We start from the raw sequence: 19863 nt of genomic DNA, 5'->3' as shown, positions 1-19863 counted from the left end.
GGCACGATCACGGGTATGCGTGAGGACTTTCTCCAGTCCGGATTCGGGGTCCGCTTCGAGTGGGGGCCGACGGGGGCCAGACACCTCTCCCGCGAGGTGTCCTGCCTGGTCGTCGTGGATGTCCTGTCGTTCACGACCTCGGTCTCGGTCGCCGTCGAGGCCGGTACCCGTGTCTTCCCCTACCCGTGGCGCGACGGCACGGCCACGGCCTTCGCCGAGCAGATGGACGCCCGGCTCGCCGTCGGCCGTCGCTCGGTGAGCACCGACACACCCTGGTCGCTCTCCCCGGCGGCTCTGCGCCGGGCACCCTTCGCCGCCCGGCTGGTGCTGCCCTCCCCCAACGGCTCGGCCATCTCGGCGGCGGCCGACGACACGACGGTCGTGGTGGCCGCGTGTCTGCGCAACGGCACCGCCGTCGGCGCCTGGCTCGCCGAGCAGGGGTACGGGACCGCCGAACGGCCGGTCGGTGTGATCGCCGCCGGCGAACGCTGGCCCGACGGCAGCCTGCGACCGGCCCTGGAGGACCTGCTGGGGGCGGGCGCCGTGCTCGCCTCGCTGGACATCCACGGCAACGGCCGTACGTCCCTCTCGATCGAGGCCGGTACCGTCGCCACCGCCTTCACCGCCTCCCCGGACTTGGCCGCCGACGTACTGGCGAGCGCCTCGGGGCGGGAGCTGATCGACGGCGGCTTCCCGGAGGATGTGGCGATCGCGACGGAGGTGGACGCGAGCGCGGTGGTGCCGGTCCTGGTCGGTGGGGCGTTCGTGGCGGCGACCGGCTGACCGTCCGAACCGGGTACGGGCGGCCCAGGCACCCCTGGGTACCTGAACCGCCCGCCCGATCAGCCGTTCCTCTCAGTCCACCCCGTCACCCATCCCCCTCACCCCTTCTTGATCCGCAGGAAGGTGACCGAGTTCGCCGGGAACGTGTACGTGAACTTGCTCGCCACGCCCGTGAAGGTCGACCTCACCGGCGCGACCGGTGTCGCCGTCTCGCTGTTCACCGCGTCCGGCGCGGCGGCCAGCGTGGTCACCGCCGCCTTGGACTTCACCTTCGTCCGGCCGAGGTCGATCGCCGTACGGGCCTGTGCCGCCTGGGCGTTGACGACCTTGACGATCAGGTCGCCGGTCTTCGCGTCCTTGGTGACGATCTGGCGGAACGGCTCGGCCGGCTTGTCGTCGGTGAAGCTGCCCCACTCCTGGCCGTCGAGGTAGAGGGTGACCTGACGGCCCCGCACCTTGACGTCGATGTCGTACGCGCGACCCGTCTCGATCGAGCCGGCTTTGGACACGAGCGTCGACTTGCCGCCGTCCGAGGCCTGTTCGACGGCGTTCAGGGTGTTGTTCCAGCCGCCCAGGTTCCACCAGTAGTAGTTCCCGGTGTCCTTGACGCCGAAGGCGACGAGGAAGCCCTCCTTGCCGGACTTCTTGGTGGCTTTCACGTGGAGGTCGTAGTCGTGCCAGGCAGGGTTGCCCGCGGAGACCATGGTGTTCTCGGCGGCGACGTCCGTCTGGACGTACTGCCCGTCCTGGACCGTCCAACTGCCGCCCCCCGTATGGGTCCACTGGGAGGCGTCACCCGAGAAGTCGTCGCTCAGCAGCGCCGTACCGTCCGCGCCGGTGACCTTCACGTCGTCGTACGCCGCCGTGGTCGCCCACGTCGACAGGCCGACGGCGCCCGAGATCGGGCCGCTCACCGAGGGCGTGCCGGTCGCCGTGGTGGGGACGACACGGTCGCCGACGTTGGTCATGAACAGCTTCTGCACCTCGTACGAGGCCGAGCCCCAGGACGCGTGGTTGTTGAACCAGATCATGTCCGGGCGCCACTGCACGGCGTCCTCGTTGGCGAGCAGCGGGGCGTACGAAGCGAGCTTGACGACGTCCGCGTTGCGCTCCAGGCCCGTCATGAACGCGGCCTCGGAGAGGGCGTTCTTGAAAGTGTTGCCGCCGGACGCGTACTCGCCGAGGAAGACCTTGGGGCCGTTCCTGTCGTACGAGTCGTAGCGGTCGTTGTTCTGGAGGAACCAGTTGGTGCTGTTGTAGTAGTGCTCGTCGACCATGTCGACGTCGGCGTCCCGGTTGAGCTTCCAGGCGGTGTCGAAGGTCGAACCGCTGTCGTCCGGGCCGGAGTTGGAGATGATCGTGATGTCCGGGTACTTGGCCTCGATGGCGGTCCTGAACTCGGTGAAGCGGGCGAAGAACTCGTTGGGCAGGTTCTCCTCGTTGCCCACCTCGATGTGGGTGAGGTGGAAGGGCTTGGGGTGGCCCATCTGCGCCCGCTTCCGGCCCCACTCACTGGTCACCGGCCCGTTGGCGAACTCGATGAGGTCGAGCGTGTCCTGGATGTGCCGCTTGAGCAGCGCCTCGTCGACGACCGCCTTGTTCTGCCCGCAGCCGGTGACCAACGCCGGGACGACGGGCAGCGGCATCGCGCCCATGTCCTCGGAGAACTGGAAGTACTCGTAGTAACCGAGCCCGTAACTCTGGTTGTAGCCCCAGAAGTTGGAGTTGGTCGCGCGCTCCTCGACCGGCCCGATGGTGTCCTTCCACTGGTACGAGCGCTTGCGCTCCCAGTTGGACGCCTCGCTGTAGTCCTGCATGGAACCTGTGTTGACCAGACAGCCGCCCGGGAAGCGCACGAAGCCGGGGTCGAGTGCGGCGATCTTCTGGGCGAGGTCCTTGCGCAGTCCGTGGCCCTTGTACGTGTCCCGGGGCAGCAGCGAAATCATGTCCAGGGCGACGGAGTTGTCCGTCGCGACGGTCAGTCGCCCGGTAGTGCTGGTGCGGGTCGCCGTGAACCGCGCCTTGTACTTGGCCCAGCCGCCCTTCACCTCGACCTGGTGGGCCTCGGCGAGGACTCCCCCGGCGTCGGTGAGGGACACGGTGAGCGTGCCGGCCTGGTCGGCGCGGGCCCAGACGGAGAAGTCGTACCTCTTGCCGTCCTCGACCCTGATCCCGGTGTTGTAGCCGGAGTTGGTGACGGACGAACCGGCGCCCAGCGAGAGATAGGTGCGGTTACGGGCGTTCAGGCGCCCGTCGTCGTTGACAGCCGTGGCCGTACCGCCGACCGCCCAGGAGGTGAGGGGCGTGTACGAGCGGTTGTCGGCGGTGGAGTACTCGAAGGATCGGTTCTGCACGAGTTCGGCGTACAGACCGCCGTCGGCGGCGCGGTTGATGTCCTCGAAGAAGACGCCGTACATCGTGTCGTCGATCTTGGCGCCCTTGGTCGCCGGGTCCACGGTGATGGCGTAGTCGGTGACGTCCTCGGCGTTGGCCGGGGCGGGGACGACCGCCGAGACCACCAGCAGTGCGGTGGCCGTGAGACCTAGTCTCCAGCGGGTGCGTGTGCGTGACATGGATACTCCGCGGCTCTGTCGATACAGTTCGGGATATCGGACAACGATCAGCACTTCGAACGGCAAGATAGGTATGTGACCGAAGTGCGTCAATGGATCGCACGCAACTCGACATTCTCGGGGAGGGCGCCGACGTGGGCGAGTTCCGGCCAGTAGCCGATGCACTGCTCTATCTGGCGGGGAGCTGGCGAGCGGAGCGGACGGTGCGGGATCTCGCGGGCGCGGACGAGGGGATCTTCACCGGCACCACGACGTTCAGCCCCTTGGACGGCGAGGGTCTGCTCCATCACGAGTCCGGCACGTTCGTCTGGCAGCGCGTCGCCCGCCCCGCCGAGCGGACACTCCGCTTCCTCCCGGGCACCGCCCCCGGCACGGCGGACGTACGTTTCGCGGACGGCCGCCCGTTCCACGACCTGGACCTGACGTCGGGCCACTGGATCACCGACCACCCCTGCGCGGCCGATCTCTACCGCGGTGAGTTCACGGTCCTGGACGCGGACCGCTGGCGGACGGTGTGGCAAGTGGCGGGCCCGGCCAAGGACCTGGTCCTCACGACCGACTACACCCGCACGACCGACGACACCCGCGAAAGCCCTTAGCCGCGCCCCGCCCTAGGAGAGGACGCCCTCGAAGCGAAGGTTCCAGCGGCCCGTACGGCCCGTGACGACGGTCGTGGACAAGGGGCGGACGTCGAGGTTCCAGTAGGTCGAGGGCGGTGCCTTCAGGGCGTAGACGAGGGCCGCCCGGACGACCGAGGGCTCGGCCACGGCGACGATCCGGCCGCCGTCGTCCACGGGCCGGGTGTCGAGCCAGTTGCCCACGCGCGAGATGAAGTCGAGCAGCGACTCACCGCCGTGGGGCGTGGCGCGCGGATCGGCGAGCCAGGCGTCCACGGCCTCGGGCTCCCGGGCCATGGCCTCGCCGAGGGTGAGCCCGCGCCAGCGGCCCATGTCGCAGTCGCGCAGGGCGAGCTGGACGAGCGGCCCGTAGCCGAGGGCGTCCCCGGTGGCCCGGCTGCGGGGCGTCGGCGAGCAGTAGCGCAGCTCGGCCGCCGCCAGCGGCACCAGTTCGTGGGCGGCGCGCTGTACCTCGTCCCAGCCGGCCTGGTCCAGCGGCCGGTCGTCGTCGAAGCGCTCGGCGAGCAGCGGGGAGCTGCGCGCGGCGGCGACGAAGGTGACCCGAAGTTGCATGCGGCGATGGTCTGCCGGGAAAGAACGCAGGTCAAGGGGCGTTACTCAGAGGTTATCGAGGGTACGCGCCGACCACCGCCCGATCCCCACAGAGGCTTTACGCCGACTCCACGAGGGCTTCACTCTCGACCCACCCCGCGTCGGAACACACGGTCGGAGCACCCCCCTCGGAACCCCACCTCAGAGCACCTCGTCGCAGGCATTCCGCAGCCTCCGTACCCCCTCCTCGATCTCCCCCACGCCCGCGACCGCCGCGAAGCTCAACCGCACGTGGGCCGCCGGGGGTTCGGCGCTGAAGTAGGGGCGGCCGGGGGTGATCGCGACGCCCGCGCGGAGGGCGGCGGCGACGAGGGCGGCCTCGTCCGTGCCGTCGGGGAGGCGGAGCCAGAGGTGATAGCCGCCCGACGGGATGTGGGGCAGGGACAGTTGGGGCAGAGCCGTCAGCAGCGCGGAGGTCATGGCGTCCCGGCGGACCCTCAACTCCGTTGACACCGTGCGCAGATGACGGGGCCAGGCCGGGGAGCCGACGAGTTCGAGGGCCGCCTCCTGCAAGGGGCGCGGGACGAAGAAGGTGTCGACGATCTGGATGGCGCGCAGCCGTTCCAGTACGGGACCCCGGGCCGCGAGCGCGCTCACCCGGAAGCTCGGCGAGGTCGCCTTGGTGAGCGAGCCGACGTGGACGACGACACCGTCGGGGTCCTCCGCCGCGAGCGGACGCGGCAGCGGCGCCGCGTCCTCGTGCACCAGCCGTCGTACGAAGTCGTCCTCGATCACGAAGGCCCCGGCCTCGCGGGCGATCCGCAGCACCTCTCCGCGCCGTTCGGGCGCGAGGACGGCCCCGGTCGGGTTCTGGAACAGGGGCTGGCAGACGAACACCCGGGCGCCGGTCGCCCGGAACGCGTCCGCCAGCAGCGGCGGACGTACGCCGTCCGCGTCCACCGGGACCGGCACCGGGCGCAGGCCGGCCGCGCGGGCGATGGCGAGCATGCCGGGGTAGGTGGGCGACTCGACCAGGACCGGCGCGCCGGGCGGGGCGAGGGCACGCAGGGCTGTGGTGAGCGCTGCCTGGCCGCCCGCCGTGATCAGCACCTCGGCCGCCGTGACGGCACCGCCGATGCCCCGCGCGAACCATTCGCGCAGCTCCGGCAGTCCGTCCAGGGGCGGCCTGCCCCACGCCCCGGGACGGCGTCCGGCCCGTGAGAGGGCCGCCGCCATCGCCCGCTCGGGCTGGAGCGAGGGGTGCAGATAGCCGCCGTTGAACTCGATCACGCCGGGTGGCGGCGCGGCGAGCGAGATGACGACACCCGAGGCGTTCACCGTGCGCGGTACGAGGTCGGCGGCGCCGTCCGCGCTCAGGGCGACCTCCTGCCAGGAGGTGTCCCCGGCGGGGGTGGACGTGGGGCGCGGCTCCGCGCGGTACGCGCCCGCTCCTGGGCGGGTCACGACCAGGCCCTCGGCGGCCAGCTGTGCGAGCGCCCGGGAGACGGTCACCGGGCTCACGCGGTAGCGCTCGACCAGGACGCGACTCGACGGCAGCTTTCCACCTGGAGAGTAGCGATTCAGCTCCTGTCGCAGCCTGTTCGCCAGTTCACCGACACTGCTACGCTCTTCCATGAGAGCACAGGATAGCGCTACCGCACCGACTCCGATAGCGGTCAACGGCAGCATGAGCACGCCGGGGACCCCCGGTGCCCATGCCGGTCCCCCGTCCCAGAAGTCCACCGCCCGCCGCCTCGGCACCCTGCAGGCCGCCCTCGGTGTCATCGCCTTCTCGCTCACCTTCCCGGCCACCGCCTGGGGCCTGGAGGGCTTCGGCCCGTGGTCGCTGGTGGCCGTACGGGTCGTGCTCGCGGCGCTGATCGCGGGCGGCTGTCTGCTGGCGCTGCGTGTGCCGCTGCCGGCCCGCCGGCACTGGGCGGGGCTTGCGGTCGTCGCCGCCGGAGTCGTCCTCGGCTTTCCGCTCCTCACCACGCTCGCCCTCCAGACCTCGACCACCTCGCACGCCGCCGTCGTGATCGGCCTGCTGCCGCTGACGACGGCCCTCTGCTCGGCGCTGCGCATGGGCTCCCGCCCCTCGCGCGCCTTCTGGGCGGCGGCCCTGGCGGGCGCGGCGGCCGTCCTCGCGTTCACCGTCCAGCAGAGCGGCGGCGCCCTGACCAGCGCCGACGCCTATCTCTTCGGCGCCCTGCTGGTCTGCGCGGCCGGCTACACCGAGGGCGGTCGGCTGGCCCGGGTCATGCCGGGCTGGCAGGTCATCGGCTGGGCGCTGGTGCTGAGCCTGCCGCTCACCGCGCCCGCCGCCGCGCTGGCGCTGACGTACGAGCCCGTACAGCTCACCGCGCACAGTGTGATCGGGCTGCTGTGGGTGGCGGCGGGGTCGCAGTTCCTCGGCCTGGTCGTCTGGTACCGGGGCATGGCGGCGATCGGCATTCCGAAGGCCAGCCAGTTGCAGTTGGCGCAGCCCCTGCTCACACTGGTGTGGTCGGTCCTGCTGCTGAGCGAGCAGCTGACGCCGGCCGCTCCGCTCACGGCGGCGGCCGTCCTCGTCTGTATCGCCGTCACCCAGCGGGCCCGCGGCTGAGAGCCGAGAGGAGACCCGCAGATGCGCGCAACCGTGGGCGACCAGCTTGTCCAGCACGGCAGGGTGGTCGGCCAGCACGACCAGATATCGGAAGTCGTCGAGGTCATGGGCCAGGAGGGCACTCCCCCGTACCGCGTCCGTTTCCCGGACGGGCACGAGGCAGTGATGTCACCCGGCCCCGACTGCGAGGTCCGCCACAAGGACGCTGACCGCTAGAGAAGCACCGCTGGATACGTGGTTGGGACACTGCGGGTCCATTGTGGCTGGTCGCGCAGTTCCCCGCGCCCCTTTGGGGCGCTGCCGCGAGCCGGGTATCAGCGAGGTGGCGTCGCCGGCTGCTGGTAGTGGTCGGCGACCACCCGTGCCATGGCGCCGATCTTGTCGACGCCGACTTCCTTCGCGGAGAAGAAGACGTGCCCCCGCGCCTCGGGGTAGTCCTGGGCGAGGGTCAGATGCTTGGACAGCTCGGCCGGGTCCTGCCAGGCCGAGGGCTGCGCCGGGTCGCCCGCCTTGTACAGCGCCTCACCGACGTACAGCTTGGTGCCCGTGCCCTTCGCGGTCTCGGCCCACCAGGGCAGCAGCTTGGCGTAGTCGGCGGCGGCGAAGCCGATGTTCCAGTAGATCTGCGGGCAGATGTAGTCGATCCAGTTCTGCCGCACCCATTTCCTGGTGTCCGCGAACAGGTCGTCGTACGTCTGCACACCCGCCTTCGTGTCCGAGCCGAGCGGGTCGGTCGCCACGTTGCGCCACACGCCGAACGGGCTGATCCCGAAGTCGGCGCCGGGGCGTACGGCCTTGATGCGGGCGGCCGTCTCCAGCACCAGCTTGTCGATGTTGTCGCGCCGCCAGGAGGCCCGGTCGGGGAAGGTCCCGCCGTACTTCGCGTACTCGGCGTCGTCGTCGAAGGTCTGGCCCGCGACCGGGTACGGGTAGAAGTAGTCGTCCCAGTGGACGCCGTCGACGTCGTACTTCGCCACCGCGTCGAGCATCGCGTCCTGGACGAAGCGGCGGACCTCCGGCAGACCGGGGTTGTAGTACAGCTTGCCGCCGTACGGCACCACCCAGTCCGGGTTCTTGCGGGCCGGGTGGGAGGCGACGAGCTTGGTGGGGTCGGTGTGGTTGGCGACGCGGTACGGGTTGAACCAGGCGTGCAGTTCGAGACCGCGGGCGTGCGCCTCCTCGACCGCCGTGGCCAGCGGGTCCCAGCCGGGGTCCTTGCCCTGGGTGCCGGTGAGGACCTGCGACCAGGGCTCGTACGGGGAGGGCCACAGGGCGTCGGCGGTCGGGCGGACCTGGAGGAACACCGCGTTGAGGCGCCGGTTCACCGCCGTGTCGAGGTGGGTGATCAGCTCGGCGCGCTGCTGGGAGGCGGTCAGGCCCTGCTTCGACGGCCAGTCGCGGTTGGTGACCGTGGCCAGCCACATGCCCCGCAGCTCGCCCGTCGCCCGCTTGCCGCCACGCTTCGACGCGCTCGGCTCCGCACCGGCCAGCGCGGCTCCCGTCACCGCCCCGCCCACCACGAGCGTCGACAGGGCGGTCACCGCGAACGCCCGCCGTGACATGCGCGCGTGCCGCGCCTTCCCACTCATTTCCGTACCTCCGCTGTGCGCTGTGTCGGACAAGTCACAAACCGTCCGCACCCGTCCCGGGCCACACTCCCATGGGAGGCCCGGACAATTGCGCAATGGCCCCCGAAGGTAACGTGCAGGTTTGGCGCAGGCCCCGGCCGGACGGAAGAACCCGGACAACGGCGGGGCTCGCGCGGGCCTGACGGCCGGAGAAGACGATCAGTGAAAGGGACGATGTGACGGACAGCCCAGCGGGAGAGATCTCGCGCGTCGGAGTTGTGGGCTGCGGCCAGATGGGAGCGGGCATCGCCGAGGTGTGCGCCCGCTCCGGGCTGGACGTGAAGGTCGCCGAGACCACCGGCGAAGCCCTGGAGTTCGGCCGTACCCGGCTGTTCAACTCCCTCTCCAAGGCGGCCGAGCGCGGCAAGATCTCCGAGGAGGAGCGGGACGAGACGCTGGCGCGGCTCAGCTTCACGACCGACCTCGGCGAGTTCGCGGACCGCGATCTGGTGATCGAGGCCGTCGTCGAGAACGAGCAGGTGAAGACCGAGATCTTCCAGATCCTCGACCAGGTGGTGACCCGCCCGGACGCGATCCTCGCCTCCAACACCTCCTCGATCCCCCTGGTGAAGCTGGCCGTCGCCACCTCCCGGCCCGACCAGGTCGTCGGGATCCACTTCTTCAACCCGGCCCCGGTGCAGAAGCTCGTCGAGCTGATCCCGGCCCTCACCACCTCCGAGGGAACGCTCGCCCGCGCCCAGTCGTTCGCCGAGAAGCTTCTCGGCAAGCACGCGATCCGCGCCCAGGACCGCTCGGGCTTCGTGGTGAACGCCCTGCTGATCCCGTATCTGCTCTCCGCGATCCGGATGTTCGAGTCGGGCATGGCCAGCCGTGAGGACATCGACAACGGCATGGAGATGGGCTGCGCCCACCCGATGGGCCCCCTGAAGCTGTCCGACCTGATCGGCCTGGACACGGTCGCCTCGGTCGCCTTCTCGATGTACGAGGAGTACAAGGAGCCCCTGTACGCCGCTCCCCCGCTGCTCCAGCGCATGGTGGACGCGGGCCGGCTGGGCCGGAAGTCGGGCTCGGGCTTCTACACATACGCCTAGACGTCACCCAGCGTCATACGCGGGCCCGGCACCCTTCGGGGTGCCGGGCCCGCGGCATTCACACACCGTGTGCGCGCCGGACACGCATATGCCCCGCGCACACTCTCCCCACGCGCCCACCAGGCGAGTTGACTCATCATGCGCATGCAAGGGATGTGACGACTACGGAAAGGAGCGGACACGTGACCGCCGACCCCGAGCATCCCGTGGCTCATGGAGAACTCGCAGAGTTACGCCGCCGCCTCGATGTCGCGTACGCGCGCGTCGAGGGAGGGCTGGCCCTGCTCAGTCATCGTACGAAGGAGACGGACAAGGAAGTCGACGATCTGACCAACCGGGTCGTCCACCTCGAACACGCCCGATGGCCGTTGCGGGGCGTCGCGGCCCTCACGGCCCTCGGGGCACTGGCCGTGACGGTCTGGCAGGCCCTCGGACGCTGAACAAGGCCACCTAGGTGTCCTGCCCCAGCCTGAGATGGTGCAACAGCAGTAGCGCGGCCGCCATGTTGGCGGCCGGGACCTCCCCGCGGGCGACCAGGTCGGGGACGAGCTTGAGGGGGATCCACTCCCTGCGGTCCGACTCGAAGTCGTCCACGGGGTGCCCGATGTACTCACCCTCCTCGGCCCAGTAGATGTGGTGCCGGGCGTCGGTGAGCCCGTTGGACGGCTCGACGCTCATGAGGTGCCGCAGGGGTCCCGGTCGCCAGCCCGTCTCCTCCTCCAGCTCCCTGGCGGCCGCGAAGGCGATGTCCTCGCCGTCCTCCACGACCCCGGCCGCGAGTTCCCACCCCCAACTGTCGGTGATGAACCGGTGCCGCCAGAGCAGGAGAACCTCGTTGGCCTCGTTCACCACTGTGGCCACGGCAACAGGCCTCAGCCGTATGAGGAAGTGGTCGAGATGCCGCCCGTTCGGCAGCTCGACATCTGCGAGATTGACCTGGAACCAGCGGTTTTCATACACAGTTTGTTCGTTCTGTTTCGTCCACTGCACGGTTCTGCCACCTTCCGCCGAGTAGATGGCAATATGGCAGCAGGAGCGTGCTGACAGCAGGCGCACAGAATGCGACTCACCGCGCGGTTACCCGAGAATCCGCGCGCCAAAGGTGTCCCGCGAGGGGTGTCTAGAGCGGTACGCGCAGTGCCCCGTCGATCATTTCGGCTGCCTCGGCCGTGCCCGCGCAGCCGTTGCGCACCAGGTGTTCGCGTACCGCCCGGAGTCTGTCGCGCAGGCGCTGGGACTCCATTCCGCGCGCCTGCTCGGCCATCTGCACCGCGGTGGCCACCGCTTTGTCGGCGTTGCCCCGGCGCAGTTCGATCTGGCTGAGCATCGCGAGCCGGTGCACTCTGCCCCGGTCGTGCGCCGGGTTGTCCACCGCGGCCGTCGCGTGCTCCCCCGCCGCCGCCAGATCTCCGAGGCTCAGCAGCGCCTCCGCCACCTGGACGTTGACCAACCCCGGCTGGACATAGCCGGTTTCGTCGGGTTCGTATCCGCGCCGGATGCGTTCGGCGGCCTGCTCGGCCCGCCGGATGCAGGAGAGCGCGCTGCTGCCGTCGCCCAGGTGTGCGTACGCCTTGGCCTGCATCGCGTAGAGGTCGGAGGCGAGGGCGGGCGTGATGTGCTTGCCCGCGGCACGCAGCGCGGCCTCCGCGAAGGCGACGGCCTGCCGGAACTCCCGCATGAACAGAGCCTGGTTGACCAGCAGGGCGATGACATACGCCCCAAGTCCCCGGTCCCCACTGGCCTTCGCGAGCCGCAGCGCCTGATGGAAATATCGCTGGGCGAGACCGTGGGCATCGGAGTCGTACGCGCAGATGCCGGCGATCGCCACCAACCCGCCGGTGGCCCGGTGCAGTTGGCGGCCGGTGGCGTCGGTGTAGCTGCCGCGCAGCAGGGGCGCGGTCTCGGAGTTCAGGAAGCCGACGATGCGGGTGCGGGTCGCGATGCCGCCGGCCTTGCGGTACATCTGCTCGTAGTGGGCGCGGGCGGAGCGGAGCATCTCGATGTCGGCCATGCTGACCCGATGCCGTCCACCGCGCGAGACGTCGACATCCTCGGGCGGGTTCTCCCACTCCCACACCGGCATCACGGCGGGCGTGCCGGTGACGGCCGGGGCGCCGAGGATATGGGGGCGCTGCTGTTCGTCGGAGCGCCACAGGGCGGTCGCCCGCTCGACGAACCCGGACAGCGAGGTGCCGGCCGAACCGAGCGGGCCGGTGTTGTCGCCGGACACTCCGAGGCCGATGTCGTCCAGCCTGACGGCGCGGTGCAGGCGGGCGGCGAGCACCTCGCAGATCAGGTCGGGCACCTGGCCCCTGGGCCGCTGTCCCTTCAACCACCGTGCCACGGCGGTGTGTTCGTACCTGAGGGCGAGTCCACGCGCCCGGCCCGCCTGATTGACGTGGGCGGCGAGTCCGGCGTGCGAGATGCCCGCCTCGTCGAGGATCGCGTCGAGCAGGGTGTTGGGCTGCATGTGCCCTCCGGTGGCTCTCGGTGCCTGCCGTGTGCGTCAGCGTAATGTGTTCGCCTTCACACGGGGTGTGATGGAAGTACGTGAATTCGTAGCGTGTGCGCACTGTCGCGGACAGTGTCCGTTCGGTTGACTGAGATGCCTCGCAAGAGGCTGCCGGGCCGTCGGCTCCCCCCTCGTACAGTGCGGCGGCTCGGCCCGTTCAGCAGGGATGTGCGGTTGTGTTTTGACTGCGGGTGCGTGGGGGCTGGTCGCACAGTTCCCCGCGCCCCTAAAGACGTACAGCTCACGTGACTTGATGGGCTACGGGGTGTCCCTGCTGTTGGGAGACTCGGCGGCGGTCGTTGCGCAGCACCAATACAGCCACGTCGTCCGTCGGGGGGCCGCCGGTGTGTCGCAACAGGCGGGTGAAGATGGCCCGTAGGACCGCCTGCGGGGAGATCGGTTGGGTGCGGACCGCCTCCGCCAGTACCGCAGGCAGGGGAAAGAACCGGCCATGGGCATCGCGGGCGTCCTCTACGCCGTCCGTGTGGAGCAACAGGGAGTCGCCGGGGAGGAGTTGGCCGTAGTGTTCGGCGGACAGTTCGGCCGGGAGGGGGAACGGGCCCAGCGGGGGCAGAGTTTCGCCGGACGTGAGTACGTCGACCCGGCCGCCGCTGAGCAGATACGGCGCCGGATGCCCGCAGTTGAAGGCCCGCACCTCACCGTCCTCGCCGATCTCCAGGAGCAGTACGGTGACGAACTCCTCGGCGACCGGACTCTCGGGGTCGAGCTCGCCCAGGTGACGGGCCAGGGCCCGCTCCAACCGCCGCAGTACGCTGCCGAGTTCGGCCTCGTCGTGCACGGCCTCGCGGAAGCTGCCGAGGACGGCGGCGACGGTCCCGATGGCGCCGATGCCGTGTCCGCGTACGTCGCCCATGACCACCCGTACGCCGTGCTCGGTGGCGATGACCTCGTACAGGTCACCGCCGACCACGGCACCCCGGTCGGCGGACAGCTGGGCGGCGGCGACCCGCAGACCGTCGATGCGCTGCGGCAACGGACGCAGCAGCACGCTCTGCGCGGCCCCGGCGACCTGCCGGGCGAGCCTCAACTCGCGCAGCAGCGCCCAGCGGACGTGGAATATGAGCCCGGTCCCGACGGCGAAGAAGACGGCGCTGGTGACGATGCGCGCCCCCAGCCCCTCCTGTTGGGCGAGCGGACAGGCCAGCTTGTACGTGATCGCCGTGGCCCCCCACGCGGTGGGCAGCGCGAGCGACAGCACCCGCCGCCGACGCCGACACCCCGGCCTGCACCGACGCCGCACACCAGCCTTGATACGGATCATGCCGACGGCCCCCCAGTCAGGCCCTGACAACACAAATCGGACCGGCCCCGAAAGACCGGTCCGATTCTGTCGACCACATGCCCCGAAGGGACCACTTCGCCCGAACTTGTCACCCAAATGAGTGAGGTAACGGATGGAGGAGGAGGGGGGTATGGGGGGTGCGGGGCGCAGCCCCCACCCCCCAGGGGCGCGGGGAACTGCGCGACCAGCCACGACGGCGCAGCAGCCGAAACCCGCCCACCCCAACCCCGCTAGCTACGCAACACCGCTCCCGTTCGCTCCCCCGCAAGAGCAACAGCCGCATCCCGAGCAGCCGAAGCCTCATCGACGGTCAGCGTCCGATCAGCCGCCCGGAACCGCAACGCATAGGCGAGAGACTTCCGCCCCTCCCCCAGCTGCTCGCTGCTCTCGTACACATCGAAGAGCCGAAGCGACTCCAGAAGCACACCAGCCCCCTCCCGCAACGCCGCCTCGACATCCGCATGCGGAACCTCACGCGAGACGACAAGGGCGACATCCTGCGTGGCGACAGGGAACGTCGAGATCTTCGGCCCCTTGGGCACCCCAGAACTCGCCGCCTCCAGCTTGTCCAGGTTCAGCTCCATCGCACAGGTGCGCGCGGGCAACCCGAGCGCCTTCAGCACGCGTGGGTGCAGCTCACCGGCGTACCCGATGACCTGCTCGGTGCCGTCGACCACGACGGCCAGCGACGCACAGCGGCCGGGGTGCCAGGGCCCGTACTGGCCGGCCCGGACGAGGAGTTCGGTGCCCGCCTCCTCCGCCAGGCTCCGTGCCGCCTCGATCGCGTCGGCCCAGTCGGCCGGGCGGCCCTTGCCCCACCAGCCGGCCTGCTCGCGGGCGCCCGCGAGGACGACGGCGGCGTGCCGGGGCTGGACGGGAAGCGCGGCCGTGAGCGACGCGATCTCCTCGTCGGTGGGGCGGCGGTCGACCGGCAGACGCCCGGCGACGAGCAGTTCATCCTGCGGGTGGAAGACCAGCCCCGTCTCGAACAGCGCCAGGTCGTGGCTGCCCCGCCCGTCGTTCCGCCGCAGCGCGCCGAGCAGGCCCGGCAGCAGCGTCGTACGGAGTGCGGGCTCCTCGTCCGACAGCGGGTTGGCCAGCTTGACGACCTTGCGCTTCGGGTCGTCGGCGGCCAGGCCCAGCTGGTCGAAGACGTGCTCGCCGATGAACGGGTAGTTCAGCGCCTCGACGTAACCCGCTCCGGCCAGCGCGCGGCCGACGCGGCGGTGCAGGCGCTGCCGGTCGGTGAGGCCACGGCCCGCGGGGGGCTTCGGCAGGGTCGAGGGCAGGTTCTCGTAGCCCTCCAGGCGGATGACCTCTTCGGCGAGATCGTTCGGGTCCGTCATGTCCGGGCGCCAGGACGGGACGGTGACGATCAGCTCGTCCTGCCCGTACACGTCGCAGCCGACCTGCTGGAGACGGCGTACGACGGTCTCGCGGCCGTACTCGACGCCCGCGACCTTGTCCGGGTGGTTCGCCGGGATGGAGATCGTGCGCGGCGCGGACGGTGCGATGACCTCGGTGACGCCCGCGTCGGCGGTGCCGCCGGCGAGGAGGACCAGGAGGTCGACCGTGCGCTGGGCGGCGGCCGAGGCGGCCTGCGGGTCGACGCCGCGCTCGAAGCGCTTGGACGCCTCGGAGGCCAGCTTGTGACGGCGGGCCGTGCGCGCGATGGTGATCGCGTCGAAGTGGGCGGCCTCGATGACGACCTCGGTGGTGGTGCCCTCGGTGTCGTCGATCTCGGTGTTGGCGCCGCCCATGACGCCCGCGAGGCCGATGGCACCCCGGTCGTCGGTGATGAGCAGGTCCTCGGCGTCCAGCGTGCGCGTGACGCCGTCGAGGGTGGTGAGCTTCTCGCCCGGTTCGGCCCGGCGCACGCCGATCGCGCCCTGGACGCGGGAGCGGTCGTACGCGTGCAGGGGCTGGCCCAGCTCCAGCATCACGTAGTTGGTGATGTCGACGGCGAGCGAGATCGGGCGCATGCCCGCCTTCTGGAGGCGGCGCCTGAGCCAGATCGGGGAGTGCGCGTCCGGGTCGAGCCCGGTCACCGTACGGGCGGTGAACTGGTCGCAGGCGAACGGGTCGGAGACCTCGACCGGGTAGCCGTACGCGTTCGGGGCCGGTACGTCGAGCAGGGCCGGGTCGCGCAGCGGGAGGCCGTAGGCGATGGCCGTCTCGCGGGCGATGCCGCGCAGGGACAGGGCGTACCCGCGGTCGGGGGTGACGGCGATGTCGAGGACCTCGTCGACGAGCTGGAGCAGCTCGATGGCGTCGGTGCCGACCTCGTGCTCCGGCGACAGGACGATGATGCCGCCGCTGCCGTCGTCGCCCATGCCCAGCTCGTCGCCCGAGCAGATCATGCCGTGCGAGGTGTGGCCGTACGTCTTGCGGGCGGCGATCGCGAAGTCGCCGGGCAGGACGGCGCCCGGGAGGACCACGACGACCTTGTCGCCGACGGCGAAGTTGCGGGCGCCGCAGACGATCTCCTGGGGCTCACCGGTGCCGTTGGCGGTGCCGACGTCGACCGTGCAGAAGCGGATCGGCTTCTTGAAGCCCTCCAGCTCCTCGATGGTCAGCACCTGGCCGACGACCAGCGGACCCTTGAGTCCGGCGCCGACCTGCTCGACGGTCTCGACCTCGAGGCCGACCGAGATGAGCTTCTCCTGGACGTCTCGGCCGGTCTGCGTCGCCGGCAGGTCGACGTACTCCCGCAGCCAAGAAAGCGGGACCCGCATCAGATCTCCATCCCGAACGGCCGGGTGAACCGGACGTCACCCTCGACCATGTCTCGCATGTCTTCGACGTTGTGGCGGAACATCAGCATCCGCTCGATGCCGAACCCGAAGGCGAATCCGCTGTACTTCTCGGGGTCGACGCCGCACGCGACGAGCACGCGCGGGTTGACCATGCCGCAGCCGCCCAGCTCGATCCAGCCCTCGCTGGAGCAGGTCCGGCAGGGACGGTCGGGGTTGCCGACGGAGGTGCCCTTGCAGACGTAGCAGAGCATGTCCATCTCGGCGGACGGCTCGGTGAAGGGGAAGTAGTTGGGCCGCAGCCGCGTCTTCATGTCCGGGCCGAAGAGCGACTGGACCATGTGGTCCATGGTGCCCTTGAGGTCGGCCATGGTCAGGCCCTCGTCGATGGCGAGGAGCTCGATCTGGTGGAAGACGGGGGTGTGCGTGGCGTCCAGCTCGTCCGTGCGGTACACGCGGCCGGGACAGACGATGTAGACCGGCGGCTCGCGGTCGAGCATGGAGCGGGCCTGCACGGGCGAGGTGTGCGTACGCAGCACGACACCGGACTCGTCGCCGACGGTCCCCTTCGGGCCCTCGACGAAGAACGTGTCCTGCATCTGCCGGGCCGGGTGGTCCGGGGTGAAGTTGAGGGCGTCGAAGTTGAACCACTCCGCCTCGACCTCGGGGCCCTCGGCGACCTCGTACCCCATGGAGACGAAGACGTCCGCGACGCGCTCCATGAACGTGGTCAGCGGGTGGCGGGCGCCGGCCTGCACGCGGTCGTACGGCAGGGTGACGTCCACCGCCTCCTCGACCAGCACACGGGCGTCCCGCTCGGCCTCCAGCTCGGTCTGGCGGGCGGCGAGCGCCTTGTTGACCGCGCCGCGAGCCTGGCCGACGAGCTTGCCCGCGGCGGCCTTGGCCTGCGGGGGCAGCGCGCCGATCTCGCGGTTGGCGAGGGCCAGCGGCGAGGTGCCGCCGGTGTGGGCGACCTTGGCCTCCTGGAGCGTGTCGAGGGAGTCCGCGGCGGCGAAGGCGGCGAGCGCCTCGTCCCGCATGCTCTCGATCGCTTCCGGTTTCAGGGCCTCGACCTCTACAGGGTCGTACGACTTGTTCGGTGCCGACATCTCTTCCCGTGCTTCCGGTTGGCTGGCGGATGGTCCCCGTCGTCTACGGCTCGGAGACGAATCGTCCACAGAGAGGGACGCAAAGGTGCCAAAGGCCGAGTCTAACGGGGGTGAGGTGTTCGAACGCGCCCGTGGGGCCTCGTCGGCGTTACTGGAGGTACGCCGGGGTGCTCACGGGCAACATAAATCGGAACTCGGCGCCGCCGCCGGGGGCGCGGCCGACCGTGATGGAGCCGCCGTGGGCCTCGACGATGCCCTTGACGATGTACAGCCCGAGGCCGGTGCCGCCGCGCTTGCTGCCCCGCCAGAAGCGGGTGAAGACGCGGTTCATGGACTCCTCCGGGATGCCGGGCCCCTCGTCGCTCACGGTGACCGACGTGGCCGTGTTCTGGTCGGCGTCCCCCTCACGCGGGGACAGCGCGGCCGTGACATCGATGGTGACGGTTCCCTCGCCGTGGCGCACCGCATTTTCCAGCAGGTTGCTGAGCACCTGGTCGATCTTGTCGGGGTCCGCCCAGAGGGCCGGCAGGGGCTGCTCTATCCGGAGCAGGAACCGGTCGGCGGGCTGCCCGGCGGCCACGTACGCCTGGATGTGCCGGCCGACGGCGGCGCCCATGTCGACGGGCTGGCGGCGCAGTTCGAGCCGCCCGGAGTCGATGCGGGAGATGTCGAGCAGTTCGGCGATGAGCCGGGTGACGCGGTTGGCGTCGGCGTCGACGGTCTCCAGCATCAGTTTCTTCTGGTCGTCGGTGAACCGTTCCCACTTCGCGAGCAGGGTCGCGGTGAAGCCCTTGACGGAGGTGAGCGGCGAGCGCAGTTCGTGGGCGACGATGGCGATCAGCTCGGCGTGGCTGCGCTCGGTGCGGCGACGGGCCTCGGTGTCGCGGAGGGAGACGACTACGCGGTGGATCGGCCCGGTGGGACGCGTACGGAGATAACGCGCCGAGACGAGGACCTCACGCCCGCCGGGCAGCAGCAGGTTCCGCTCGGGCTGGCCGTTCCTGATCGCGAGCCCGCCGTACGGGTCGGTCAGCTGCCACCAGCGCCGCCCTTCGAGGTCTTCTAACGGAAGGGCGCGGTCGAGCCTGAGGCCCAGGGCATCAGCGGCACGAACGGCGGTGATGCGTACGGCGGCGGCGTTGAAGCAGATCACCCGGCCGTGCTCGTCGGCGACGACGAGGCCGTCGGGCAGGTCGTCGGGGTCGATGCCCAGCTCGGCTCCGAATCCCGCTCCGGTCCCGGTCCCAGGCCGGGCGGGATCACCGTGCCGGGAGGCGGGTTCGCTCCGCAATTCCCGTGCCCCCAGTGTTCCGCTCGTGCCGACAGTCATCCCCGTACCCCACCTCTCGGACTGGCGCAGTGGGCCCCCGAGCCCGTCACCCTACTAGCTCTCGGTGACGGAACGGCACCCTCCGGAGGCGCGCTGTGCACGGGCGGACGCGTAGAGACATACGGCGGCGGCGGTCGCCAGGTTCAGGCTTTCCGCCTTTCCGTGAATGGGAACACGCACAACGGCGTCGGCGAGCGCCCGCGTCTCCTCCGGAAGCCCCCAGGCCTCGTTGCCGAACACCCAGGCGGTGGGCCCGCCCATGGTCCCCTTGTCCAGCTCGTCGTCGAGGTCGTCCGCGCCCGCGCCGTCGGCGGCCAGAATCCGTACGCCGACGCCCTTGAGCCCGGCCACGGCCTCCTCGACGGGCACACCGACGGCCACGGGCAGATGGAACAGGGAGCCCACGGAGGCGCGTACGGCCTTCGGGTTGTAGAGGTCCACGGAGGCGTCGGTGAGGACGACGGCCTCGGCTCCGGCAGCGTCCGCGCAGCGCAGCACGGTGCCGGCGTTCCCGGGGTCGCGCACGTTCGCGAGGACGGCGACGAGCTTGGGCCGCGCCTTGAGGATGTCCTCGAACGAGGTGTCGATGAACCGGCAGACCCCGACGAGGCCCTGCGGGGTGACGGTGGTGGAGATGTCGGCGATGACGTCCTCGTCGGCGAGGTGGAGGCGGGCGCCGCTGTTCTCGGCCTCCCCGACGATATCGGCGTACCGCTCGGCGGCGTCGACGGTGGCGAACAGCTCGACGAGCGTCCCCTTGCCGTACCCGGCCGCCTCCCGCACGGCCTGCGGCCCCTCCGCGAGAAACAGCCGGTCCTTCCCCCGGAAGTTCCGCCGGGCCAGCCGCCGCGCGGCGGACACGCGGGCGGAGCGGGGGGAGATCAGCTCGGGGGCGGGGGGCATGTGGGCACCTTCGGGGTCGGGTCGGGTGAGGTGAGCGCCTGAGGGGGTGGGTGCATCGGTTGCGTGGCCGGTGCGGGCCGGTGGGGCTTCTCGCGCAGTTCCCCGCGCCCCTGAAAGGCGGGGGCTTCGCCCCTCGACTTTCGGCC

17 protein-coding genes are annotated in these 19863 nt (G+C 70.6%); 6 read left to right on the top strand and 11 right to left on the bottom strand.

Annotation, left to right across the window (positions count from 1 at the left end; translation table 11 throughout):
• The first annotated feature begins 15 nt into the window (after positions 1–15).
• Positions 16–783 (top strand): 2-phosphosulfolactate phosphatase, encoded by a 768-nt coding sequence (locus ACWCRB_RS23915; RefSeq protein WP_450997974.1) that lies wholly within the window; start codon positions 16–18, stop codon positions 781–783.
• 98 nt (positions 784–881) lie between these two features.
• Here the strand turns inward: ACWCRB_RS23915 and ACWCRB_RS23910 are convergent, their stop codons facing one another.
• Positions 882–3356: an alpha-L-arabinofuranosidase C-terminal domain-containing protein gene (locus tag ACWCRB_RS23910; RefSeq protein WP_450997973.1), complete on the bottom strand. Its 2475-nt coding sequence runs from the start codon at positions 3354–3356 to the stop codon at positions 882–884.
• A 134-nt stretch (positions 3357–3490) separates the two neighbouring features.
• Between ACWCRB_RS23910 and ACWCRB_RS23905 the strand changes: the two genes are divergently transcribed.
• Positions 3491–3955, top strand: coding sequence for a DUF6314 family protein (locus ACWCRB_RS23905; protein ID WP_450998002.1), 465 nt, complete (start codon positions 3491–3493; stop codon positions 3953–3955).
• 12 nt (positions 3956–3967) lie between these two features.
• On the opposite strand, the gene ACWCRB_RS23900 is transcribed toward ACWCRB_RS23905, so the two are convergent.
• Positions 3968–4546: a histidine phosphatase family protein gene (locus ACWCRB_RS23900; RefSeq protein ID WP_450997972.1), complete on the bottom strand. Its 579-nt coding sequence runs from the start codon at positions 4544–4546 to the stop codon at positions 3968–3970.
• A 180-nt stretch (positions 4547–4726) separates the two neighbouring features.
• Positions 4727–6160, bottom strand: coding sequence for an aminotransferase-like domain-containing protein (locus ACWCRB_RS23895; RefSeq protein WP_450997971.1), 1434 nt, complete (start codon positions 6158–6160; stop codon positions 4727–4729).
• On the opposite strand from ACWCRB_RS23895, the gene ACWCRB_RS23890 reads away from it, so the two are divergent.
• On the top strand, positions 6159–7127 hold the full coding sequence (locus ACWCRB_RS23890; protein ID WP_450997970.1) for a DMT family transporter: 969 nt from the start codon (positions 6159–6161) through the stop codon (positions 7125–7127). The genes ACWCRB_RS23895 and ACWCRB_RS23890 overlap by 2 nt on opposite strands.
• 21 nt (positions 7128–7148) lie before the next feature.
• Positions 7149–7343, top strand: coding sequence for a DUF1918 domain-containing protein (locus ACWCRB_RS23885; protein ID WP_105974233.1), 195 nt, complete (start codon positions 7149–7151; stop codon positions 7341–7343).
• Between the two features lie 98 nt (positions 7344–7441).
• Here the strand turns inward: ACWCRB_RS23885 and ACWCRB_RS23880 are convergent, their stop codons facing one another.
• Positions 7442–8689 (bottom strand): glycoside hydrolase family 10 protein, encoded by a 1248-nt coding sequence (locus tag ACWCRB_RS23880; protein ID WP_450998001.1) that lies wholly within the window; start codon positions 8687–8689, stop codon positions 7442–7444.
• Between the two features lie 242 nt (positions 8690–8931).
• On the opposite strand from ACWCRB_RS23880, the gene ACWCRB_RS23875 reads away from it, so the two are divergent.
• Both ACWCRB_RS23875 and ACWCRB_RS23870 read left to right on the top strand, forming a co-directional pair.
• Positions 8932–9807 (top strand): 3-hydroxybutyryl-CoA dehydrogenase, encoded by an 876-nt coding sequence (locus tag ACWCRB_RS23875; RefSeq protein ID WP_450997969.1) that lies wholly within the window; start codon positions 8932–8934, stop codon positions 9805–9807.
• A 182-nt stretch (positions 9808–9989) separates the two neighbouring features.
• Entirely contained in the window at positions 9990–10247 is a 258-nt protein-coding gene (locus ACWCRB_RS23870; protein WP_450415473.1) for a hypothetical protein, read from the top strand.
• 10 nt (positions 10248–10257) lie between these two features.
• Here the strand turns inward: ACWCRB_RS23870 and ACWCRB_RS23865 are convergent, their stop codons facing one another.
• The 7 genes from ACWCRB_RS23865 to ACWCRB_RS23835 form a co-directional block, all read right to left on the bottom strand.
• Complete coding sequence (locus ACWCRB_RS23865) at positions 10258–10797, bottom strand: NUDIX hydrolase (protein ID WP_450997968.1); 540 nt, start codon at positions 10795–10797, stop codon at positions 10258–10260.
• 130 nt (positions 10798–10927) lie between these two features.
• Complete coding sequence (locus ACWCRB_RS23860; RefSeq protein WP_450997967.1) at positions 10928–12277, bottom strand: transcriptional regulator; 1350 nt, start codon at positions 12275–12277, stop codon at positions 10928–10930.
• Between the two features lie 283 nt (positions 12278–12560).
• A complete protein-coding gene (locus ACWCRB_RS23855; RefSeq protein ID WP_450997966.1) occupies positions 12561–13601 on the bottom strand; it encodes a PP2C family protein-serine/threonine phosphatase in 1041 nt (346 codons plus the stop codon).
• A 251-nt stretch (positions 13602–13852) separates the two neighbouring features.
• Positions 13853–16357, bottom strand: coding sequence for a phenylalanine--tRNA ligase subunit beta (gene pheT / locus ACWCRB_RS23850; RefSeq protein WP_450997965.1), 2505 nt, complete (start codon positions 16355–16357; stop codon positions 13853–13855).
• Positions 16357–17484 (bottom strand): phenylalanine--tRNA ligase subunit alpha, encoded by a 1128-nt coding sequence (gene pheS / locus ACWCRB_RS23845; protein ID WP_450997964.1) that lies wholly within the window; start codon positions 17482–17484, stop codon positions 16357–16359. Before pheS ends, pheT begins: the two co-directional genes overlap by 1 nt.
• 148 nt (positions 17485–17632) lie before the next feature.
• Positions 17633–18814, bottom strand: a complete 1182-nt coding sequence (locus tag ACWCRB_RS23840; protein ID WP_450997963.1) for an ATP-binding protein — start codon at positions 18812–18814, stop codon at positions 17633–17635.
• 54 nt (positions 18815–18868) lie between these two features.
• On the bottom strand, positions 18869–19717 hold the full coding sequence (locus tag ACWCRB_RS23835; protein WP_450997962.1) for a TrmH family RNA methyltransferase: 849 nt from the start codon (positions 19715–19717) through the stop codon (positions 18869–18871).
• Positions 19718–19863 lie beyond the last annotated feature (146 nt).

The organism is Streptomyces sp. NPDC002156 (genome assembly GCF_053593675.1).
Note: the sequence above shows the minus strand (reverse complement) of the source record. Positions and strands in the feature narration are given on the sequence as shown.